23 protein-coding genes are annotated in these 20,017 nt (G+C 61.3%); 9 read left to right on the top strand and 14 right to left on the bottom strand.

All coding sequences use genetic code 11. The annotated features are described in order from the left end of the window. Positions 1 to 39: 39 nt before the first annotated feature. Together radC and map are read right to left on the bottom strand one after the other, a co-directional pair. On the bottom strand, positions 40 to 774 hold the full coding sequence (gene radC / locus MET49242_RS21225; protein ID WP_051134380.1) for a DNA repair protein RadC: 735 nt from the start codon (positions 772 to 774) through the stop codon (positions 40 to 42). Then, the gene (gene map, locus MET49242_RS21230; protein ID WP_036285899.1) at positions 771 to 1,610 is read right to left on the bottom strand and encodes a type I methionyl aminopeptidase; all 840 of its coding nucleotides are present in this window, start codon (positions 1,608 to 1,610) and stop codon (positions 771 to 773) included. The genes radC and map overlap by 4 nt, the downstream gene beginning before the upstream one ends. 201 nt (positions 1,611 to 1,811) lie before the next feature. Here map and MET49242_RS21235 point away from each other — a divergent pair, with 201 nt between their 5' ends. From MET49242_RS21235 to gpt, 3 genes are all read left to right on the top strand, one after another. Next, positions 1,812 to 2,927 carry an OpgC family protein gene (locus tag MET49242_RS21235; RefSeq protein ID WP_244430865.1) on the top strand — a complete coding sequence of 372 codons (1,116 nt, stop codon included), beginning with the start codon at positions 1,812 to 1,814 and terminating at the stop codon, positions 2,925 to 2,927. A 104-nt stretch (positions 2,928 to 3,031) separates the two neighbouring features. Beyond that, positions 3,032 to 3,796 carry a molybdopterin-binding protein gene (locus MET49242_RS21240; protein ID WP_036285901.1) on the top strand — a complete coding sequence of 255 codons (765 nt, stop codon included), beginning with the start codon at positions 3,032 to 3,034 and terminating at the stop codon, positions 3,794 to 3,796. A gap of 26 nt (positions 3,797 to 3,822) precedes the next feature. Then, on the top strand, positions 3,823 to 4,332 hold the full coding sequence (gene gpt, locus MET49242_RS21245) for a xanthine phosphoribosyltransferase (protein WP_036285903.1): 510 nt from the start codon (positions 3,823 to 3,825) through the stop codon (positions 4,330 to 4,332). A gap of 600 nt (positions 4,333 to 4,932) precedes the next feature. On the opposite strand, the gene MET49242_RS21250 is transcribed toward gpt, so the two are convergent. Together MET49242_RS21250 and MET49242_RS25930 are read right to left on the bottom strand one after the other, a co-directional pair. Beyond that, on the bottom strand, positions 4,933 to 5,295 hold the full coding sequence (locus tag MET49242_RS21250; protein ID WP_144259740.1) for a hypothetical protein: 363 nt from the start codon (positions 5,293 to 5,295) through the stop codon (positions 4,933 to 4,935). A 269-nt stretch (positions 5,296 to 5,564) separates the two neighbouring features. Beyond that, a complete protein-coding gene (locus MET49242_RS25930) occupies positions 5,565 to 5,750 on the bottom strand; it encodes a hypothetical protein (protein ID WP_036285905.1) in 186 nt (61 codons plus the stop codon). A 196-nt stretch (positions 5,751 to 5,946) separates the two neighbouring features. Between MET49242_RS25930 and MET49242_RS25325 the strand changes: the two genes are divergently transcribed. From MET49242_RS25325 to MET49242_RS21270, 3 genes are all read left to right on the top strand, one after another. Then, complete coding sequence (locus MET49242_RS25325) at positions 5,947 to 6,288, top strand: hypothetical protein (RefSeq protein WP_144259741.1); 342 nt, start codon at positions 5,947 to 5,949, stop codon at positions 6,286 to 6,288. Positions 6,289 to 6,486: 198 nt separating this feature from the next. Next, the gene (locus MET49242_RS23635) at positions 6,487 to 8,064 is read left to right on the top strand and encodes a hypothetical protein (protein ID WP_051134382.1); all 1,578 of its coding nucleotides are present in this window, start codon (positions 6,487 to 6,489) and stop codon (positions 8,062 to 8,064) included. Positions 8,065 to 8,106: 42 nt separating this feature from the next. Further along, positions 8,107 to 9,312 carry a sugar-transfer associated ATP-grasp domain-containing protein gene (locus tag MET49242_RS21270; protein ID WP_036285909.1) on the top strand — a complete coding sequence of 402 codons (1,206 nt, stop codon included), beginning with the start codon at positions 8,107 to 8,109 and terminating at the stop codon, positions 9,310 to 9,312. Here MET49242_RS21270 and MET49242_RS21275 read toward each other — a convergent pair. From MET49242_RS21275 to MET49242_RS21285, 3 genes are all read right to left on the bottom strand, one after another. Further along, positions 9,287 to 10,708 carry an amino acid permease gene (locus MET49242_RS21275; RefSeq protein WP_036285911.1) on the bottom strand — a complete coding sequence of 474 codons (1,422 nt, stop codon included), beginning with the start codon at positions 10,706 to 10,708 and terminating at the stop codon, positions 9,287 to 9,289. The genes MET49242_RS21270 and MET49242_RS21275 overlap by 26 nt on opposite strands. A 120-nt stretch (positions 10,709 to 10,828) precedes the next feature. Next, the gene (smbP, locus tag MET49242_RS21280; protein ID WP_036285913.1) at positions 10,829 to 11,167 is read right to left on the bottom strand and encodes a small metal-binding protein SmbP; all 339 of its coding nucleotides are present in this window, start codon (positions 11,165 to 11,167) and stop codon (positions 10,829 to 10,831) included. An 82-nt stretch (positions 11,168 to 11,249) separates the two neighbouring features. Next, entirely contained in the window at positions 11,250 to 11,651 is a 402-nt protein-coding gene (locus MET49242_RS21285) for a DUF3775 domain-containing protein (RefSeq protein ID WP_036285915.1), read from the bottom strand. 150 nt (positions 11,652 to 11,801) lie between these two features. On the opposite strand from MET49242_RS21285, the gene ald reads away from it, so the two are divergent. Next, a complete protein-coding gene (ald, locus tag MET49242_RS21290; RefSeq protein ID WP_036285916.1) occupies positions 11,802 to 12,920 on the top strand; it encodes an alanine dehydrogenase in 1,119 nt (372 codons plus the stop codon). A 179-nt stretch (positions 12,921 to 13,099) separates the two neighbouring features. Further along, positions 13,100 to 13,813, top strand: coding sequence for a response regulator transcription factor (locus tag MET49242_RS21295; protein ID WP_051134383.1), 714 nt, complete (start codon positions 13,100 to 13,102; stop codon positions 13,811 to 13,813). A 565-nt stretch (positions 13,814 to 14,378) separates the two neighbouring features. Here MET49242_RS21295 and MET49242_RS25330 read toward each other — a convergent pair. Beyond that, positions 14,379 to 14,774 (bottom strand): hypothetical protein, encoded by a 396-nt coding sequence (locus MET49242_RS25330; protein ID WP_144259742.1) that lies wholly within the window; start codon positions 14,772 to 14,774, stop codon positions 14,379 to 14,381. 196 nt (positions 14,775 to 14,970) lie between these two features. Here MET49242_RS25330 and MET49242_RS21305 point away from each other — a divergent pair, with 196 nt between their 5' ends. Continuing rightward, positions 14,971 to 15,273 (top strand): hypothetical protein, encoded by a 303-nt coding sequence (locus tag MET49242_RS21305; protein WP_144259743.1) that lies wholly within the window; start codon positions 14,971 to 14,973, stop codon positions 15,271 to 15,273. A gap of 49 nt (positions 15,274 to 15,322) precedes the next feature. Here the strand turns inward: MET49242_RS21305 and MET49242_RS21310 are convergent, their stop codons facing one another. The 6 genes from MET49242_RS21310 to flhA form a co-directional block, all read right to left on the bottom strand. Beyond that, positions 15,323 to 15,772, bottom strand: a complete 450-nt coding sequence (locus MET49242_RS21310; RefSeq protein WP_036285919.1) for a hypothetical protein — start codon at positions 15,770 to 15,772, stop codon at positions 15,323 to 15,325. A 15-nt stretch (positions 15,773 to 15,787) separates the two neighbouring features. Beyond that, positions 15,788 to 16,207, bottom strand: coding sequence for a hypothetical protein (locus MET49242_RS21315; RefSeq protein ID WP_051134385.1), 420 nt, complete (start codon positions 16,205 to 16,207; stop codon positions 15,788 to 15,790). Positions 16,208 to 16,248: 41 nt separating this feature from the next. Continuing rightward, on the bottom strand, positions 16,249 to 16,740 hold the full coding sequence (locus tag MET49242_RS21320) for a rod-binding protein (protein WP_051134386.1): 492 nt from the start codon (positions 16,738 to 16,740) through the stop codon (positions 16,249 to 16,251). A gap of 43 nt (positions 16,741 to 16,783) precedes the next feature. After that, positions 16,784 to 17,089, bottom strand: coding sequence for a hypothetical protein (locus MET49242_RS21325; RefSeq protein WP_144259744.1), 306 nt, complete (start codon positions 17,087 to 17,089; stop codon positions 16,784 to 16,786). Between the two features lie 71 nt (positions 17,090 to 17,160). Beyond that, positions 17,161 to 17,913, bottom strand: coding sequence for a flagellar biosynthetic protein FliR (locus tag MET49242_RS21330; protein WP_036285921.1), 753 nt, complete (start codon positions 17,911 to 17,913; stop codon positions 17,161 to 17,163). Continuing rightward, a complete protein-coding gene (flhA, locus tag MET49242_RS21335; RefSeq protein ID WP_036285923.1) occupies positions 17,910 to 19,997 on the bottom strand; it encodes a flagellar biosynthesis protein FlhA in 2,088 nt (695 codons plus the stop codon). Before flhA ends, MET49242_RS21330 begins: the two co-directional genes overlap by 4 nt. Positions 19,998 to 20,017 lie beyond the last annotated feature (20 nt).

The following is a 20,017-nucleotide window of genomic DNA, read 5'->3' on the forward strand; positions in this document are numbered from 1 at the left end:
TCGCGATCGGACAGTGAAGACGACGCCCGTCTTACCGCATCAGATGAGCTTCAGCCCGCGAAAACTGGCCTGCCCGTTCCGGCCGACGATGAGATGATCATGGACGGCGATGCCGAAAGGCTGGGCGATCGCGATGATGTCCTTGGTCATGCGGATGTCGGCGGCCGAGGGCGTCGGGTCGCCCGAGGGGTGGTTGTGCGCGAGGATCAGCGCGCTCGCGCCGAGCTCCAGGGCGCGGCGAACCACCTCGCGCGGGTAGACGGGGGTGTGGTCGATCGTGCCGACGCCCTGAACCTCGTCGGCGATGAGCGCGTTGCGCTTGTCGAGAAAAAGGATGCGAAATTCCTCGCGCTCCGCATAGGCCATCGCCGTGCGGCAATAGTCCATCACATCCATGAAGGATGAGAGCACGGTGCGTTTTTCCAGCTTGCCGCGCGCAAGCCGCCTCGCGGCGGCCTCGACTAGCTTGAGCTCCACGATCGCAGCCTCGCCCAGCCCGTCGATCTCCCGCAGGCGCTCGGGCCGCGCGGCGACCGCCTCCGCGAAGGAGCCGAAGCGGTCGATCAGCGCCTTGGCGAGCGGCTTGACGTCGCGCCGCAGGATGGCGCGAAACAGCAGCAGCTCCATCAGCTCGTAGTCGGCGAGCGCGTTTTCGCCGGCCGCCATGAAGCGGTCGCGCAGCCGTTGCCGATGGCCATGATAGTGGATCGACTCTTCGCGCAGCCCGCTCGGCGTAGGGCCGTTCCGCTTTCTTGTCCGTCCCTCCGACGTCATGCGTCCGTGCGCGGCGCGCCGGCGGGATTGTCCAGCCCCAGCGGGGAGAGCGTGAAGATTTCCGCGCCGGTCTCGGTGACGCCGATCGAATGCTCGAACTGGGCCGACAGCGAGCGGTCGCGGGTCACGGCGGTCCAGCCGTCGGAGAGAATTTTCACCTGCGGGCGGCCGAGGTTGATCATCGGCTCGATGGTGAAGAACATGCCGGGCCGCAGCTCCACGCCCTGACCCTTCACCCCGTAATGCAGGATGTTGGGCTCGTCGTGGAAGACGCGGCCGAGACCGTGGCCGCAGAAGTCCCGAACGACCGAACAGCGTTCGGCCTCCGCATATTGCTGGATGGCCGCGCCGATGTCGCCGGTGGTCGCGCCGGGCTTCACCGCGGCGATGCCGCGCAAAAGCGATTCATAGGTCACGTCGATCAGCCGCTGCGCCTTGCGGGGTATTTCCCCGACCGCGAACATGCGGCTCGCGTCGCCATGCCATTCGTCGAGAATGAAGGTCACGTCGATATTGACGATGTCCCCCTCGCGCAGCGCCTTGTTGTCCGGCACGCCGTGGCAGACGACGTGATTGATCGAGGTGCAGATCGACTTGCGATAGCCGCGATAGTCGAGGGGGGCCGGATAGGCGCCGTGAGACAAGGCGAAGTCGAAGACGAGGTCGTCGAGCGCCTGCGTCGTCACGCCGGGCTTCACATGCGGGACGAGCATGTCGAGCGCCTCGGCCGTCAGGCGGCCGACCCGGCGCATGCCCTCGAAATCCTCCGGGCCGTGCAGCTTGATCTGCCCGCTCTTGCGGCCGGCGGGGGCGAGGTGTGACTCGATAAAGGTCATGAGGGCGTCTGTGGTTCCGTCGAGAGTGCTGATTTAATCAACAAGGTAATGGTTCGGCCGGCCAAAGCAAGCCGGGGGCGGGGCCTCGCGCGACTTTCGCACATCCCGCGGCAACACGCGCCATGGCGCGACTGGCGCGACTCTTGTATATGAAATGGGCGGAGCCTGGCGCCGCCGGATTCGGCGCGCCTTCAAAATTCGATGAAAGCCGACGTGCAGAAGAAGCGCATCGACTCGATAGATTTCTGGCGCGGCGTCGTCCTCGCCGTAATCCTGGTCAATCACATCCCCGGAAATGTGCTGGGCGCCTTCACGCCGCGCAATTTCAATTTTTCCGACGCGGCGGAGGTTTTCGTCTTCCTCTCCGGCGTTTCGGTCCAGCTCGCCTATGGCGAAAAGTTCAGGCGCAGTCCCGGCGTCGCCGCGGCGGCGTCGCTCGTGCGCCGCGCCGCGCGGCTCTATGGAGCGCATCTGATGCTGACCGCGGCGGCGCTGGCCCTCTTCTGGGTGGCGAAGGATTACACGCCATACGACCTGTTGCTCAGCGAGCGGGGCCGCGCTACGCCGTTCCTCGATCCGGCCCGCGGCGTCGTTGGCATTCTCGCGCTCAGCCATCAGGTCGCCTATTTCAATATCCTCCCGCTCTACATCGTCCTCATGGCGGCGGCGCCGCTGCTGCTCGCCCTGACGCTGCGCGGCCGTTTCGCCATGCTGGCGGCGTCTGTGGCGCTTTACGCCGGCGCACGCATGGCGGGCGTAAATCTGCCCTCATGGCCGGAGCCGGGCGGCTGGTATTTCAATCCGTTCACCTGGCAGCTGATGTTCGCTCTGGGGATTTTCTGCGGGGGCGCGCTGCAAGATAAAGGCGTGCCCTATCACCCCGTCGCCTATCATTTTTCGGTGGCTTTCACTTTCATCGGCGCCATGGTCGTTTCCAATGTTCTCGGCCTCGCGCCGGGCCTCGTTGAAGAGGCGGGCCTTTATCTGGACTGGGACAAGACCGACCTCGGCGTCGTGCGAATCATCGATTTTCTGACGCTCGCCTACATGATCCACTTCTCGAACCTGACGGCGCGCATCAGGGCGACGCGAGCCTTCAGCTTCTTCAGCCTGATGGGGAGAAACGCGCTGCCGATCTTCTGCGTCGGCAGTCTGATGAGCGCTGTGGGGCAGATGCTTCGTGATTCGAGCTTGGCGTCGCCGGTTCTCGACGTCCTTTATGTCGGCGCCTCGCTTGCGCTGCTGCACCGCCTCGCCGGTCACATCGACCGTGATCGGCCTGTGCTCCTCCTTCCCTATAGCCAGCCCGCCGAGTGAGGCTCCGGGGCCGGGCCTGCGCTGGCCCATGCCGGAAGATGTCCTGTGAGGCTTGGCGTTCGTCCGCGCGCCCGCCATAATTGACTCTCCAGGGAGGCGGGCGAATGGAAGACCCCAAAAAGGGCGAGGCGCCGGCGACGGCGGCGGTTCTTGTCATCGGCGACGAGATTCTGTCGGGCCGCACACAGGATGTAAACACTCGCTATATCGCCAATTATCTCGGCGAGATCGGCGTCGATCTGAAAGAAGCGCGCATCGTGCCGGACGACGAGGCGGCGATCGTCGCCGCGGTCAATGAACTGCGCGCGCGCTACACTTACCTGCTCACCACTGGCGGCATCGGCCCGACGCATGACGACATCACCGCGGATGCGGTGGCGAAGGCCTTCGGGGTCGAGATCGGCGAAGATCCCCGCGCCATTTCACTGTTGCGGGAGCGCTTTTCGGAGGAAGAGCTCAATCCCGCCCGCCGGCGCATGGCGCGGATACCAAAGGGGGCGGAACTCGTCCTCAACGCCATCTCCAAGGCGCCCGGCTTCTGGATCGGCAATGTGATCGTCATGGCCGGCGTGCCGGTCATCATGCAGGCGATGATGGACACGGTCGGGCCGCAGCTCAAATCCGGCGCGCGCATATTGGTCGAGACGGTCGCGGCGGGCGCGATTCCGGAGGGCAGCTACGCTGCGCGACTGGAGGAAATCGCCCGCGGGCGTCAGGGTGTCAGCGTCGGCTCCTATCCGTCCTTCACCAGCGCCGGCGTCCGCAACCAGATCGTGCTGCGCAGCCGCGACAAGGACGCGCTGGCCCAGGCCACCGAGGATGTGCGCAGGCTCCTGGCCGAATTGGCCGACCAGGACGGGCGGCGTTGACGACGACTGAAAGGAGCGAGGCTCACATGCATGGCGCCGGCAAGTCTTTCCCCGTCTCCTGGGACATGTTTCATCGCGACGCTCGCGCGCTCGCCTGGCGACTCGCCTCGATCGGCGGCTTTTCGGCGATCGTCGCGGTGACGCGCGGCGGGCTCGTCCCGGCTGGCATCGTCGCGCGCGAACTCGGGATCCGCGTCATCGAGACCGTGTGCGTCGCGAGTTATCACGAGGAGACGGAGCGGGACACGATAGAGGTGCTCAAGCCCCTGACGGAAACGATTCTCGAGCGCCCGAGCGCGGAAGTGCTGATCATCGACGATCTCGTCGACACCGGCGCCACGGCCAGGGCCGTGCGTAACATGCTTCCCAGGGCGCATTTCGCCACCGTCTACGCCAAACCGCAGGGCCTGCCGATGGTCGACACGTTCGTCACCGAGGTCTCGCAGGACACCTGGATCTATTTCCCGTGGGACACGGGGCTCAGCTTTCAGGCTCCGATTCAGAAAACGCAGGGGAGACCGACGCGGCGAGGGTAAAAACCCGCTTGTCGCGGCCGCGGAGCGCGCCCTATAACGGGCCGCGGCGTGATCCCGGAAATCGGATCATGCGTCATGCCGTGCGGGCGTGGCGAAACTGGTAGACGCAACGGACTTGAAGCAATTTGAGTGCTCCAGACGGGAAACCGAGGGAGTAGAACCGCTCAAAGTCGGGGAAACCTCCAAAAGTGGCGATCCCGAGCCAAGCCCGCCGGGCGGCGGGAAGGTGTAGAGACTAGACGGGCGGCGCCTAAGGCGTTTCACGCTAGGGCGAAGGTATAGTCCAGACCCCAAACCCGCGCGAGCGGGGCGGCGAAAGCCGTAGCGGGTACGAAAATCCGTAGGGCCGCAAGGCCTGTGCCGGTTCGATTCCGGCCGCCCGCACCAAATCTCCGCCGAATTGAAAAAGAAGACTCAGCGGACATCCGGGACTCGCCGGACGCCTCACGGCGCGCGACAATCCGCGTTTCCCGCAACAGGCCAAATTCGGCCGATGTCAGATTTCTTTGCGCGCTCTCGCGAATTCCCGGCGAAGGACCGTCCATTCGCTGGCGGAGACGGTCGCGATTCCCCGATTATGACTTCTTCAAGCAAATCGCCTTAATCGCCGCATGGCTCAAATCTGCGTCCGTCGACCCGATACTCGACAAATTCATCTTCGACGCATGTGACGATGACGATCGTGAGCGCCTCCAGATAATAGGGACTGGCGGCCGACAGGTCGCTTTGGTCGAAAACGGGCGTGGTCAATACAGCCGTCACGATCGCGGGTTCGCCATAGTTAGGGTAATGCCTGTTCTTGAGGCCGGCTTTCCATTGGACGAATTGGCCCTTCACGAATTCGTGAGGCCGATCCAGCCGATCGGAGAGTTCTCTGAGCTTGTCTTGCAGCTGGCGTGCGCCATGACCCTGCAATTTACTGACCGCTCGAATTGCAGGGGAGCTTCTCTCAACTTCAGCCATGACGCCGTCGCCCTTTCTGTGACTATATCACCCAGCCAGCCCGATTACACACGAAATATAATAATTACACGCGTACATTTCTCTAACTCAACTGGCAAACATGTCCGAATACTGTCTTCAAACCATGGAAATCTCAAGCGTTAATTTGTTCGCAGACGGTCCCGCGCGTTGATTTCAATCCTATTCTCTACGCCGAAGCTTGCGGCAAGGTGACGTCGTCAGCGGCCGTGCTGCCGAAGCGCCCAGGAGGGCTCTTTAAAACCAGATACTTATGCTTCTGCGCCGCTGTAACGGAACGGGTAATGCGCGATCATAAATCGCGGCCGCGCCCGGGCGCCGATGTCGCGAACGGTCTTGCGCTGTTGCGGATAGTTCAATTGCGGCGAGGCAGGCGAATTGAAATAAACAAGTGTAATCCAATCAAGTTCCTGAAGCAGCTTTTCCGAGAATATCATGACGCTTCGCAAATCGAGGTGATCGCTTGCCGTGTAGACACCGGCGTCGGCGCCATATGATTTTCATGCTGTGGTCCCTTGGGACCCCACATACGCCGTCATATTTCGATGAAAACCGGTTTCCGAAACGCTGAGGTGCGTCAGGAAATCCATCGATACATCAATAACCGGGCCGTTCGACGCAGGATGGCCTGGCTTGGCGGAGTTAATGATGCGGAATAATCGTAATACGCTCCTGATCATATCGGCTGTCGCTGCTCTTTCAGGATTTACTGCGCTGGCTGACAGTCCGAATGCGCTGGCGGGCGAGCGCCAGCAGTTAGCGTTTCTTCATGAGCAGCATCATGGACGTTCAGATGAGCACGCCCATCACAGCAAGGGCTGCTTCGTCACGACATCGCCCCAGCATCATGCGAGAGGCATACGCCATTGGCGCAATCCCTGTCCGCATCATGATCCCAAACACCTGAATCCCTATCATCCGGGCCATCGTCGCCATAGCCCGCATTCGCAGCATCATTCGGAACACCATCAGTGATCCGGCCGGCCTTGCGGGCGGCGCGCCCCGCCGCTCGCGCCGACGTGGGTCGAACTCGGCCGCGCGCGCTTCGTCTCCGTCACGACGCCGTTTCGTCGCAAGGCTCGAAGCGTCACCTTCACCGTTAATTATTGCTTAGCTTTCGCCGACAAGAGTGGTCGCGCGCGATGAACGCGCGTGATTCGGCGACGAGCGGTGATGACGGACGCAGCGAAGCGATATTCGGACGATGTTGATGGCGCCGTGGCGCCGACGCCGGATCAAACCACGAACCGTCAGGCCGGGCCGGCGCGGGCGCGTCTCGATCTCATGCTGACCTCCGGCGGCGACGAGCGCATCTGGCCGGATCCGGTGACGCGCCGAAACCGCTATGGCGCGCCGACGCAGCCGGCGACCGACGAAATCTGGTTCTCCTCCTCCACCGCCGCGGCCATCACAGAGCGAGGCTACGCCGCCGCCCGCGACGCCCTGGCGGCGCTGTCGCAGGACGGCGCCGATCTCCCCGGCTGGTTCGATGCGTTACGGGCGCGGATTCGCGCGCAGCTCGGCGCGCCCGGCGTGGAGGTCGTCCTCACGGCCTCCGGCACCGAAGCTGAATTCGCCGCGCTCGCCGTCGCCAGGGCGCTTCTGCGACGGCCCATCGCCAATATCGTCGTCGCGCCGGAGGAAACCGGCAGCGGCGTCGCGCTGGCCGCGACGGGCGCGCATTTCGCCGCGACGGCGGCTTTCGAGCCGCAGGTCGAAAAAGGCGCGCCGCTTGCCGGCTGGGCAAGGGACGACGCCGTCATGCGCGCGATAAACATACGCGACGCAAACGGCCGTCCGCGATCCGCGCAGGAGCTCGACCGCGCCGCCTGTCTCGCCGTCGCCGACGCGCTGCGCGTGGGACGCGGGGCGCTGTTGCACGTGCTCGACTGCTCAAAGACCGGCCGCAGCGGGCCGAGCCGCGCCGTGGCGCGCGAGATGGCGGCGAGCGCGGGCGAGCGCGCGCTGATCCTCGTCGACGCCTGCCAGCTGCGATGCTCCTTCGACGAGATAAGAGCCGATCTCGACGCCGGCTTTCTCGTCATGGTGACGGGCTCGAAATTCGCGGGTGGGCCGCCCTTTTGCGGCGCGCTGCTGATCCCCCCGGACAAGGCCGCGCGGCTTGGCGATCTGCGCCTGCCCGAGGGCTTCGCGGCGTATGCCGCGCGCTTCGACTGGCCGCGGCGTTTCGAGAGCGCTTTCGAGGCGGCGAGTTTTGCGCCGGCCAATCTCGGGATGGGGCTGCGCTGGGAGGCGGCGCTCGCCGAGATCGAGGCTTACGCCGCGATTCCCGCTGCGCTGCGTGAAAATATCATCGCGCTCTTTACGGAATCGGCGCGCCGCTGCGTCGCCGGCAACCCCGATCTTGATTTTCTCGACGCGGAGAATTGGCGTCTCGGCGGCAAGCCGGCGACGATTTTTCCGATCATCACGCATCACGGCGACGTTGCGCAGGCGCGGTTGATCTATGAATCATTACGCGCGCCCGACGGCGATTTCGAAAAGCCGGAGCTTTCGCGCGTGTGTCATGTCGGTCAGCCGGTCCTGCTCGGCGGCCGCGCCGCGCTGCGCCTGTGCTTCGGCATGCCGCAGGCCAATGCGGTTGCGGAGCGCGTCGCGCAGGGCATGGATCCCGAGACCGCCTTCCGCCCGCTGCGCGAGGACATGGAACTGCTGTTCCGCAAATGGGGGGCGCTCGCCAGGCGCATCGGCGCCAATGGCGCTCTCTCACTCGCCGCATCCAGCAATTAACGCCGCGCACAACGCGCTGCGCAACAGGACCGGAGGATTGCCGTGGCGTTTTCCTTTTTGAGTCGCAAACCAAAGACCGAGCAGCCCGCGCCGGCCGCGAGTTTCGACACCGCGCATGAGGGTGGACAGGCGTCCATGGCAGAGAGCATGCAGCGCGCGGCGGCGCAGACCGGGGCGCCGCCAATGCAATTGATGCGGGAATATTCGCGTCTCGCCTTTGGACCCGGCAAGCTCTCCTTCGAGGATTATATAAAATACCGTCTCTTCGACGACGCATGGCTTGCCGGCGCCGATAAGGGCGACTTCGTCGGCGCCCGTCGCAATCGAGATCTCGTGGTCGAGATCAATTATCGCCACGATTGGCATGGTCTGCTGACAAACAAACTCGCCTCGCAGAGCTATTTGGCGACCTATGGCCTGCCAACGATTCCACCGCTGGCGATCTATGCGCCGGGCCTGAGCGTCGCGTCGGACAGGCTGCTGCGCTCACGCGAGGAGCTTCGCGCCTTTCTGATGATTGAAGAAAATTACCCGCTCTTCGGCAAGCCGGTCGAAAGCTTCCAGAGCCTCGGCGCGCTGGCGCTGCTGGGTTGCGACGCGGCGACCGGCGAGCTGATCGCCGTCGGCGGCAAACGTCTCGATGTCGATGCGACGATCGACGACATCGAGAAACATTACGCCGCCGGCTATCTGTTCCAGCGGATGCTGCGGCCGCATCGCGATCTCGTCGCGGCGATCGGCGAGCGGCTCGCGACCGTGCGCATTCTCACCATCGCGACGCCCGATGGTCCGAAAGCGTTTCGCGCAGGATGGAAGCTCCCCGCCGCCGGCAATATCGCCGACAATTTCTGGCGCGCTGGAAACATGCTTGCCGGTCTCGATTTCGCGACCGGCCGTATCCAGCGCGTCACGAGCGGCGTCGGCTTCGAGATGAAGGACGTGACGCATCATCCCGACACCGGCGCCCAACTGATCGGCCTTGCGGTTCCCGACTGGGAAAGGATGAAGGCGGTCGCGGTCGAAGGCGCGAAAGTGCTGCGCCACTTCGGCGTCATTGGCTGGGACATGGCGGCGACAGACGACGGCCCCGTTATCGTCGAAGCCAATGAGACACCGGATTTCGGCCTTGTTCAGATCGCGGATCGTCGAGGCGTGCTGTGCAGGGAGTTCGACGAACTTCTCTCTGCCCAGCAGGCGGCCGGAGCGGCGCATGTGAAGAGAATCAAGGAGTCGGTGGCGCGCCTTTGATCTCTGCGGCGAGACGGCTGTGTCGTCGCCCGTAGAGAAAATAGATCGCGAGGCCGAGCAACATCCAGATGAGAAAGCGCTCCCAGGCGATGGCCGGGAGCCGAGACAGCAGCCATAATGAAAAGGCGACGCCGACAAGCGGAATGAAGGGAACGAGCGGCGTGCGGAATGTCCGCGGCGCGTCCGGCCGCGTGTGGCGCAGCACGATCACCGCAAGGCAGATCACCACGAAAGCGGAGAGCGTGCCGATATTCACGAGCTCCGCCACCTCCTTGATCGGATAGAGGGCCGCGACGACAGCCGTCAGCCCGCCGGCGATAAGCGTCGGGCGATGCGGCGTGCGAAAGCGCGGGTGAACCTGGGCGAACCAGCCCGGAAGCAAACCGTCCCGGCTCATTGCGAACCATATACGCGCGCAGGCGAGGAGAAACGCCAGCATGACGCTGGCGATGCCGGCGACGGCCGCGAGCGAAATAATCAGCGTAACCCAGGGCAGGCCAATGGCGGCGAAGGCGGTGGCGACAGGCGCGGAATTGTTCAGCGTGTCGTAATGCACGACGCCCGTCAGCACGAGGGACATCACGACATAAAGGGTCAGCGACACGGCGAGCGACAGCAGCACCGCGCGCGGCAAGTCACGCTGAGGCTCTCGCGCTTCCTCGGCGGCGGTCGTCAGCGTGTCGTATCCGAAGACCGCGAAAAATACGACCGCTGCGCCTTCGGCTACGCCCGAGAAGCCATAGGGCATGAAGGGCCGCCAGTTCTCGGGTCGTACATAAGGCAGGCCCGCCGCGATGACGAGCAGCACGGCGGCGATCTTGATGATAACCATCGTCACATTGAAACGCGCGCCCCATTCGATGCGCAACGTCAGAAGCCCGGCGACGCCAAGCGCGCCGAGCGCCGCGAAGAGATCGATCACATGGCCCGGGCCAGTTCCTGCGGCGCCAGCCGCCCATGTCGGGACCGGCAAGCCGAGTTGCGTGAGCAGCGCCTGCAGATAGGCCGACCAGCCAATGGAGACGACGGCGACGACCAGCGCATATTCGAGGAGCAAATCCCAGCCGATGATCCAGGCCACAAGTTCGCCAAGGACCGCATAGGCATAGGTATAGGCGCTGCCGGCGACGGGAATGAGCCCGGCGAATTCGGCGTAGGACAGGGCCGCCGCGCCGCTCGCAACGCCGGCGATGAGAAAGGAGAGAGCGACCGCCGGACCGGCCTGCGTCGCCGCGACAACGCCGGTGAGAACGAAAATGCCGACGCCAATGAGCCCGCCGAGTCCGATGCCGGTGAGCTGCCACACGCCCAAAACGCGACGGAACTCGCCACGCCTCCCGGCTTCGGCCTGCAAACGCTCGATCGATTTTGCGCGCGTCAGCTCCCGCAAATTCATGTCTCGCCCCTCTGATCTCGGGCGATGACATAAGCTATTGCTCGCAGCCTGTCATGAGCGGGCCGGCCGCAAAAAGAGAGCGACCCCGAAGGGCCGCCCTCGCCGCAAGAGCGGTCGGCCTTACTTGGTCGCGGCTTCCAGATGCGTCAGCGCCTCTTCGGCGTGCTTCGTCGCAACGTCGGCGTGCTTCTGCTTGCCGTGGTCGATCGCCGCATCCAGATGAGTGATCCCTTCCTTCGTGTGAGGATTGGCTTTCTCCGCCTCGGCGGCCTTGGCGTGCGTCAGCGCCGCTTCGGCATGAGTCACGAGCACATCGGCATGGCCCATCTTTCCATGTTCGATCGCTTCCTTGGTGTGGGAGATGGCTTCGGCGAGATGGTTTTCCGCCAAGGCGAGTCGCGGCGCGAAGAATGTCGCGACGCCGAGGGCGAGAGCGATGGCGAAAATTCTGCGATTCATGTGCGTCTCCTCAAAAGTTAGCCGCCGGCTGTATATGGGGAGGCGGTGGGACAAGTTCGAGTCCTCCCCTTCCCGCCGCCGCCTACTGCCGATCGGCCGCAAAGCCTGTGCAGGTCTCCCCGAATTCGCCAAGGCCGTTTTCTAGGTATGAGGCAAGCAATGGGATGCCGAGAAGATAGGCCGAGGTCGAACCCTCGCGCCGGCTGCGCGCCTCGGCGACCGCCGCCGCCAATTCCTCGGCGGAGAAATCGCCGCGGCCAATCCAGGCCAGCGCAACCAGTTCGGCCTGCTCGTCGATGTCCATGGCGTCGATGAAAGAGGCGATCTCATTGCGCACGGTTTCATAGGCCTCTTCCGTCAGCACACTGGTGAATTTGTCATCCGTTTCATTAGAGGCGTCGGCCTCCATGCCCTCGTCTTCGCTTTCGATTTCCCGCGCCTTGACGATGACGAAACAAACCTTGTCAGTATTGATTGTCAGCATTGATTTCGTCCTTTGCTCTTCCCGACGCTCGTTGCGCCCGGATCTTCAATTCAGCTTCAGCTTTGTCCTTGCCGCGCGGCGTCACCCTTCGCATATATGCAGCGCAGACGCCTTTTTGATCGGCGGCGTCAGCGATTTTTGGAGAGTCAGATGTGGATCGGCGCGCCTCGGGAAATCAAGGACAATGAATATCGCGTTGGCCTGACGCCTTCATCGGTCGCCGAGCTCAAGCAGGCTGGACATGAGGTCCTGGTCGAACGCGGAGCCGGGGACGGAGCGGGCCTGTCAGATGACGATTACGCGGCTGCGGGAGCCCGACTCGTCAACGACGCGAATGAAATCTTCTCGACAGCCGAGCTTATTGTAAAGGTCAAGGAGCCGCAGCCGGGAGAAGTCGCGCAGCTTCATCCCGATCAGGTCCTCTTCACATATTTTCATCTTGCCGCCGATGCGCATCTGACGCGCGAACTCGCCGCGAGCGGCGCGCATTGTATCGCGTATGAAACCGTGACAGCGCCGGCTGGCGGCCTGCCGCTGCTTGCGCCGATGTCGGAAATCGCGGGACGTCTCGCGCCGCAGATCGGCGCGCGCTACCTGGAGAAACCGGCTGGCGGTCGGGGCGTGTTGCTTGCCGGCGCGCCGGGCGTGCCCTCCGCTGAAGTGCTCGTTCTCGGCGCGGGCAGCGTCGGCGTGCAGGCGACGACGATTGCGCTCGGCATGGGCGCCAGCGTGCTGGTGGCCGATCGCAATCCCGATGCGCTCAGACGTCTCGAAATCAGATTCGGATCCGCGGTACGAAGCATTTACTCGACAGGCAAAGCGATAGCGGAATCGGTGAAGCGCGCCGATCTCGTCGTCTGCGCCGCCTTGTCGCCCGGCGCAAGGGCGCCAATTCTTATCACTCGCGACATGCTGAAAACGATGAAACGCGGCGCGGTCATCGTCGACGTCGCCATCGATCAGGGCGGCTGCTGCGAAACCTCGCGGCCGACGAGTCATTCCGATCCGACCTATGTCGTCGATGGCGTCGTGCATTATTGCGTTACGAACATGCCGGGAGTCGTGCCGCGCACTTCGACATTCGCATTGAACAATGCGACGCTGCCATTCGTTCTCGCAATCGCCAACAAAGGTTGGCGCGCCGCGCTGCGGGACGACCCACATCTTCGCGCCGGCCTCGCGATCACGGGCGGAAAAATCGTATCAATGCCCGTTGCGGCTGCGCATAATCTGACCTTTACTCGCTTCGAGGATGTTTATGATGGTTAACGCCTAATTAACTGTTGACAATCGCTCGTATCAATCTCGCCCCAATTAAGTAACGCCTGCTTCACGCAACACGTGTTTACAAATAGTATTTGGTTGACCCAAAGGATTCACAGACTTTACCTTGACCATAAGCCGATTCGCAGCGGCACTTCCCTAATTGCGGAATTTGGAGGCAAAGCATGTTCATCATCGTCGACGAGCGCGATCTCGTAACGAATGGATACGCGTGTCGATTTGGTCAGGAAGGAATCGCCTCGGCGGGCTTTAGGCCTGGACAGTTTCGCGATTGGGTTGACTCGGCCGTCGAGGGCGACGTTCAGGCGATCGAGGCGTTTCTCATCGGCGAATGTCCGGAGCGTGAAGAAATTCCAAGACTGATCCGCCGTCGTTCGCAGGCGCCGGTCATCGCCATGAACGAGGCGCCCTCCTTGGAGCAGACTCTTGGCCTGTTCAGCGCCGGCGTCGACGATGTTGTCCGCAAACCGGTTCATGTTCGCGAAATTCTGGCGCGCGTGCACGCCATTCGCCGGCGTGCGGAAGCCCGCCAGGATTGTGCGGCCGTTGGCGGCATACAGGTGTTCTTCAACGGCAGCGATCCGGTCGTCAACGGCGAGGTTCTCGCCTTGCCGCGTCGTGAACGTCGCATCCTCGAATATCTCGTCGTAAATCGCGGCCGTCGGTTGACGAAGTCACAGATCTTCAACGCCGTCTATGGCTTGTTCGACGATGACGTCGAGGAGAACGTCATCGAAAGCCACATCAGCAAGCTGCGCAAGAAGTTGCGCGCCCGTCTGGGATATGACCCGATCGAGTCCCAGCGTTTCCTCGGCTATCTGCTCGTCGCTTCCCCCACGGACGCCGTTGATCGCGAGTCTTTGCTCGCGGCGGGCTGATGTCCGCCGCCTCATGCTATTCATTTCACGTCATGATTTAATTTACGTGATAATCGGTTCTTAGCTTTCCCTCCCTACACTAATCGCGTTCAATGCGTGCGCGAGTAGTTGTATGCCGGTGTTCGCGGATATTCTTGCCGATGTGGAGTCCGTGCGACGCGTGGACTCTACGAAGGCGGCGCCTTCAATTCATTTCGAGCTTGCTTCAGTTGCGAGGAACGCCGACGTCGGCGCGGACGATGAAAGACTGCGGCGCGTCTTCGCCGTTTACCGGGCGACAATCGATGCCCTTGAGTCGTCAACCTCGATCATTCGAAATCGCGACGCCGAAATTGCGGAAAAGCGCTCTCCGAACGCAGAGTTTGCGGCTCTTCTCTCCCAGCAGATCGCCAAGGCGCGCCATTCACCGGAAAAACTGAAGTCATTGCGTCGGAGGATGGCGTGGATGCTCCATCCCGATCGCACACCGAGCGACGTCGCAGCGGCGTCGCAAGCGATGGCGCATTTCAATGCGTCGATTGACGCCGCGTTAGCCGAATGTTCGAAGCGTTGAATAGTGGCGCGCTCAACGCTCGCATATCAGGCCGCCCTGGGTGACGACGACCCATTTATTGTCACGTCGCCGTATTGAGACCACTTCTCCCACGCCAGGAAGCTTGACGCCAGGAGACACGCGCGCAATTCGCCCTTGCGGCGTGCGGATCGTTGCAGCGGTCGCCGACGCCTTGATCAGCTCGAAGTCGCCCAGAACTGTTTCAGGCAAATTCCTCCGTGTTGAGCCCACTGGCGTATAGTCGATTTCTCCCGAACCAAGGGGCCGATACCGTGAGGGCGCCGATGACGTTGGTCTGGCGTAGATCGCCAGATGTTCCAGCCCGACGAATTGAGGATCGCGATCGGCGTTGCCCAGCATATGGGCAGCAAATGCGACGCTGGCGCCTGCGAGGGCGACGCCCGTCACCCGTAACATCGCCTCCGTTCGATCAATGCCGCCACGCCATTGAAATCTCATGAATAGCCTCCGCCATGAGCATCTCGCCAATGCGCTTGAATTTTAGGACTCGATGCCGATGCGAGGCTTGTCGCGCCGCCAGACGAAAAGGTGAAGAATCCGTTAAGTCCCGCAAGGTTCGAGACAGCTATAGGAAATAACGTAAATGAGCAGTCACCAAGAGGCTTCCCACATGCACCCCATGACGCAACTGGACATCCTTCGCAGACAAATGGTCGAGGAACTGACCCAGATTCCGCAATATCGCGCATTGAAGACGATGGAGCGCTTCATCGCGGAGATGTCCGCTATCTATGAATCGACACCTTCCGCCGAAGAAGAAGAGGAGGAAGAAATCGACAGCGCGCAGCAAAAGATTGCGCAGGCGATCGAGAACCATGTGAGAGGGGATTCGGGGCCGGCGATTGTCAAGAACGCCACCTATGCGCCGGTGCAGCGGGTCGCGTAAGGCATACAAGAATCATGCGCGGCGCTCAATCGGGTGCCGCGCCCAATAATCAACGAGGCATATCCTCGCGCGGGACGAACGTAAAGTTCCTGACCAGCGTTTCCTTTACGACGTTCTTCCCCATCCGCTGGTTCACATTCGCAGTAATCTGAGACGTCAACGTACTGAGATCGGCCTTCTGTATGTCGGAAAAGTCGATTTTCGATTCGGAGTAAATAACGCGAAAGGCCTCATCCAAAAAGAAGCTCTCCGGATCAAGCGTATGCTCGTGTTTGTCGGCCTGCGGACCGACCATTGAGAACTCTGCGGAAACGTATCCTCTCAGAACGCCGTCGGCGATAACCGGAACCGTGATCGGTTTCAATTTTCGCACATCCAGTTTTTCCGCGTGCTCGGCGGCCGGCGCAGTGTTTTGATGCATCCGCCAGTATGCGCCGCCATAGGTTGCTCCCAGTGTCGCAACACAGGCCCAAAGCCCAATGAAAAGAGTGCGAAACATCTTATTCCCGTTGCATTATCGACGCGGCGCGCCCTTCCTCGAATAGGTTCCGTCCGATTCATCGCTGCGGATGCTTTCGACAATAAGGCATGTTATCTCCTGCATCGCATGCAGATGCAACTGCAGCGCTTCAGTATTGGATCCAAGTTTCTCGACGAGACGGTTCAATCGTTGCTGGGCAAGGCTGGAAGCTCGGGGAGGGAGGTTGCGCGCGACGCGCGTGAACTCGAGCAAGGCGTGTGTCTTGCGTAGATTGAGCGCCTCGAAATCAATGCGCGCGCAAGACCTCAACACTTGCGTCTCGGCATCGATCAAATCTTCGAGCCTTTCAACGCATCGTATGAAGGCGATTTCGGCCAACGACGGCGGCGCTTCGTTCCCGGTGAAGCCTTCCACGTCTTCCTGAACTGAACTTGGCGCAAGAAACTCGTTCATCGACTTGCAACCCCCGATATAATCAACTTATTCGCGAACGCTCAGGCGCGAGGCATAGAGGGCGGGGTAAGCGGCCGCAACTCGGTGGGCGAATAATCGCCTTTGTCGATAATCCTCTGAATTCCGATGACTCCCGATTTCGCCAATTGAGTCCCCAGTTGCTCCGCCATCATGGAACGCCATATGTTGCCCGCGCCACCAGATCCGAAAGTTCCGCCTTCAACTTTCGGCAAAAGAAGCTCGAGCCAGCTTTGGAGTATGTAGGCTTCAAATTTCTGCGCGGCGACCGCGGCGGGGGTCTTAGCGGGTTGTGGCCGTGTCGCCAGTCCTGTGGATTTCGCGCTTGGCAGCGTCAGCAGGGAGCGGGCGGGATCTGCGTTCCGCGGGCCGTCGAGGATGGCCGAGAACGCGGTCGCAGGCGCGCCATGCGCGACGCTGATTTCGCTGAGACGTTTCATGGCAGCTTCGCGCTTGTGCGGATCAGCCGCGCGCGCGACGTCCGAGATGATGTCGGTTGAAGGGAAAATCGACATTGCGAGTCCCGGTTCGAGGTCAAATAAAAATAATACAGCTGACTTACGGCGCCCTGACGTAATCGCGCTCGGACAGGCGGCGAAGTTCCTCGGCGGCCTGATCGCGACGCCAAAGATTGTTGACCCGTTCAAAAAGGCGCTCTGTCTGCTTGGCGCGCCGCCCTTGTTCGCGGACACGAGCCAACTGCGCGCAACGGGCGTCCTCGGCCTCAACGCGTCGCTGTGTCAGGATCTGCAGGCGTTTCAAGATTAGAATTGGATCCGCAAAATTCCGTTCGAGGGCCTCGAGCGCCGTCCGTTCCTGATCTCGCAAATCCGCGAGAATGGTTTCAATTTGCGCCAGTCGCATCGTCTGCAGCCGCCAAAGCTTGTTGCTGAGCGAAAGGGCGCGAGCCAGGCGTTCGCGTCGCGCTTTCATGCCTATCCCCGTATGAGCCAGGAGCCAAACTGCCCAGAAAAAGCGGTGAAGAAATCCTGGGCTACGATCGAGAAGCCATAAATCCCGAGGACGATGACGAATGGCCCGGAGATGAAATACACCGGAACCTGGGGCGTAAGTCGCGCAAGGAAGCCAAAGGCGAGATTGACGATGAGCCCGAACAGGAGAAACGGACTACTGATGCGAAGCGCCAGGAGATATGATTGTGTCAATACGCGCGTCAATTCGTTGAGGTACGATTCCGGCGCCGCGGGCGAGAAGACCGGCGTCGTCTGATAGGATAGATAAAGCCCGCGTATCATTTCGAGATGCTGGTCGGTCACGAAGACCAGCATGATCGCGCAAATGACGACGAAAGTGGATAGGGCCGGGGCCGGCTCCGCTTCGATGAGAGCAGAGCCAAAAATATTGCCCAGGCCGATCGTCATTGCGACTGCAGTTGCGAGCGTCTCAAGAGCAAGAAAGTAAAGTCGAGCAAGGAGGCCGATGAACACGCCGATCGTCAGTTCTCCCATGATTATTGCGCCGAGTTTTAGAGGATCAGCGCCCCGTAGGCCCGGTTGAAGGGTATCGATGAGCGCCGGCGCGAGCGCCAGCGTGACTCCGATCGCGATGTACAGTCGAATGCGCACCGGAACGCGCTCGCTCGAGAAGCCCGGGGCAACCATGAGACAACCGCCGATGCGGCAGAAAATAATGAAGGTCGGCGCGATGGCGCTTTCGAGCGGCGTCAAGATATCGTTCCAAGGGATTTGATCTGAACGCCGCCGGCGATTTCGAGATGGGAGAGGACTGCTTGAGACGGAAACAATCGGCCGATGATAAGACGGACATAGGGCCGCGCCTCGGGGGTCGTGAGGAGGATGAAGACCTCGCCGCGATCCATTCGCTCACGAATTGCCGAACCGCCATCTATCGAGAATTTCTCGACCAAAGTGGGATCGGCGTCGAAGCCGATGAGTTCGCCTTTGGCGTCCCGTTTGAGATGCTCGTGAAAAAACAGATCCCAGCGGTTACCAAGTCGCAAAATATTCAGTGCCCCGTCAACAGAGAGATCGCTGCAGATTTGTGAGGCGAGGCGCGTGCGGACATGTTCGACGATCGGTTCTGCGCGGCGCGCGAAGGGCGCAATTTCTGCAATCGATTCGAGAATGAGCTCGAAATTGCGGATTGACACTCGTTCGGCGAGGAGAAGTTTCAGAACACCCTGCAACGTGGAATTGGTGATGAGGTTTGGAATCATATCGTCGACGAGGCGCCGATATTCCGGCTCGAGCCGCTCGATCATGGCGCGCATATCCTTGTAGGTAAGAAGCTGCGCGAGATTATTACGTAGTGTTTCCGAAACGTGGGTTAGGAGAACAGATACCGGGTCGACCGGTGTAAATCCCTGCCGCCTCGCTTCATCGACCATGGCGTCGGGAATCCACATGGCTCGCATTCCGAAAGCGGGATCGACGGTTTCCTCACCAGCGAGGTCTGGCGCAGCGCCACGACCAACGATGACGAGGTGATGACGAAGGCGCAGTTCATGTGCGGCGACAAGGGCGCCCTGGATGCGGATTTGATAATTCTTCGGGCGCACGTCGAGATCGTCGGTAAGCTTGATTTCAGGAAAGACAAAACCATATGTTCGGGCGAAGTTTCTGCGCATCTTGAAGACGCGTTGCCCGAGTTCGGTCTGTGCCGGCAGCAGCCCGGCCCAAAGTTGTTTCCCGAGACAAATCTCGACACTTGTCGTTTTTAGAATCTCCTTCGTCGATTCTTTTGCTTCCTGTTGCGCTTGCCGCTCGAGTGCAAGCTGACTTTCGCTTTCCAGTTGGCGCGCCTTCTCGGCCTGCTTCGGGATGAGGTAGGCGACAAACGCCATGACGCCACCCAGCGCGACGAAGGGCGTCAGCGGCAGACCCGGGATTAAGGCGAGAACGAACATCAAGGAAGCTGCGACAAAAAGCGCCCGCGGATACATACCCAGCTGACGCAAGATGTTTTGCTCGGCGGAGCCGCGCGTGCCGCCTTTCGAAACGAGCAGGCCCGCCGATAGCGAGACGATCAGTGCTGGAATTTGCGATACGAGACCGTCGCCGACGGAGAGCTTTGTATATACGTCTGCGGCCGCGGCGAGCGTCATACCATGGCGCGTGACGCCAATGATTATGCCACCGAAGATATTCACGGCGAGAATGATGAGGCCAGCGATGGCGTCGCCGCGCACAAATTTGGAAGCGCCGTCCATAGAGCCGAAAAACGCGCTTTCTTCCTCAAGCTCACGGCGCCGGACCTGCGCCTGTCGTTCGTCGATCAGGCCGGCGGACAGATCGGCGTCGATCGCCATTTGCTTGCCAGGGATGGCGTCGAGTGTAAAGCGTGCGCCGACTTCCGCGATACGCGTCGCGCCCTTGGTGATAACAAGAAAATTTACAGTTACGATGATAGCGAAGACTGTAAGACCGATGACGAAGTCGCCGCTCATCACGAGTCGCGAAAAGCCGCTGATGATGTACCCGGCCGCAGTCGAGCCTTCCGCCCCATTCGAGAGAATGAGGCGTGTGGTGGCGATATTGAGTGAAAGACGCAGGATGGTGGCGACCAGCAGGACTGTCGGGAAAGAAGAAAAGTCGAGCGGCTTTTGAATCCACAACGCGACCATCAGGATCAGCACGGAAAGCCCGATGGAAAATGCTAGCCCTGCGTCGAGAAGAAATGGCGGAATGGGCAGAAAGAAAATGCAGAGAATGAAGACGATCGACATCGCGAAACCGATGTCTTTCGAACTGCCTTCCGAAGGCCCCGGCCTCATGCCGACGGCGTCAGACATTTATTCGCTCCATTGCGCGG

Source organism: Methylocystis sp. ATCC 49242 (assembly GCF_000188155.2).
GTDB lineage: Bacteria > Pseudomonadota > Alphaproteobacteria > Rhizobiales > Beijerinckiaceae > Methylocystis.

Coding starts and splice junctions, on each gene's coding strand:
- radC (WP_051134380.1), bottom strand. CDS start 774: ATGACGTCGGAGGGACGGACAAGAAAGCGGAACGGCCCTACGCCGAGC.
- map (WP_036285899.1), bottom strand. CDS start 1,610: ATGACCTTTATCGAGTCACACCTCGCCCCCGCCGGCCGCAAGAGCGGG.
- MET49242_RS21235 (WP_244430865.1), top strand. CDS start 1,812: ATGAAAGCCGACGTGCAGAAGAAGCGCATCGACTCGATAGATTTCTGG.
- MET49242_RS21240 (WP_036285901.1), top strand. CDS start 3,032: ATGGAAGACCCCAAAAAGGGCGAGGCGCCGGCGACGGCGGCGGTTCTT.
- gpt (WP_036285903.1), top strand. CDS start 3,823: ATGCATGGCGCCGGCAAGTCTTTCCCCGTCTCCTGGGACATGTTTCAT.
- MET49242_RS21250 (WP_144259740.1), bottom strand. CDS start 5,295: ATGGCTGAAGTTGAGAGAAGCTCCCCTGCAATTCGAGCGGTCAGTAAA.
- MET49242_RS25930 (WP_036285905.1), bottom strand. CDS start 5,750: ATGATATTCTCGGAAAAGCTGCTTCAGGAACTTGATTGGATTACACTT.
- MET49242_RS23635 (WP_051134382.1), top strand. CDS start 6,487: ATGACGGACGCAGCGAAGCGATATTCGGACGATGTTGATGGCGCCGTG.
- MET49242_RS21275 (WP_036285911.1), bottom strand. CDS start 10,708: ATGAATTTGCGGGAGCTGACGCGCGCAAAATCGATCGAGCGTTTGCAG.
- smbP (WP_036285913.1), bottom strand. CDS start 11,167: ATGAATCGCAGAATTTTCGCCATCGCTCTCGCCCTCGGCGTCGCGACA.
- MET49242_RS21285 (WP_036285915.1), bottom strand. CDS start 11,651: ATGCTGACAATCAATACTGACAAGGTTTGTTTCGTCATCGTCAAGGCG.
- ald (WP_036285916.1), top strand. CDS start 11,802: ATGTGGATCGGCGCGCCTCGGGAAATCAAGGACAATGAATATCGCGTT.
- MET49242_RS21295 (WP_051134383.1), top strand. CDS start 13,100: ATGTTCATCATCGTCGACGAGCGCGATCTCGTAACGAATGGATACGCG.
- MET49242_RS21305 (WP_144259743.1), top strand. CDS start 14,971: ATGAGCAGTCACCAAGAGGCTTCCCACATGCACCCCATGACGCAACTG.
- MET49242_RS21310 (WP_036285919.1), bottom strand. CDS start 15,772: ATGTTTCGCACTCTTTTCATTGGGCTTTGGGCCTGTGTTGCGACACTG.
- MET49242_RS21315 (WP_051134385.1), bottom strand. CDS start 16,207: ATGAACGAGTTTCTTGCGCCAAGTTCAGTTCAGGAAGACGTGGAAGGC.
- MET49242_RS21320 (WP_051134386.1), bottom strand. CDS start 16,740: ATGTCGATTTTCCCTTCAACCGACATCATCTCGGACGTCGCGCGCGCG.
- MET49242_RS21325 (WP_144259744.1), bottom strand. CDS start 17,089: ATGCGACTGGCGCAAATTGAAACCATTCTCGCGGATTTGCGAGATCAG.
- flhA (WP_036285923.1), bottom strand. CDS start 19,997: ATGTCTGACGCCGTCGGCATGAGGCCGGGGCCTTCGGAAGGCAGTTCG.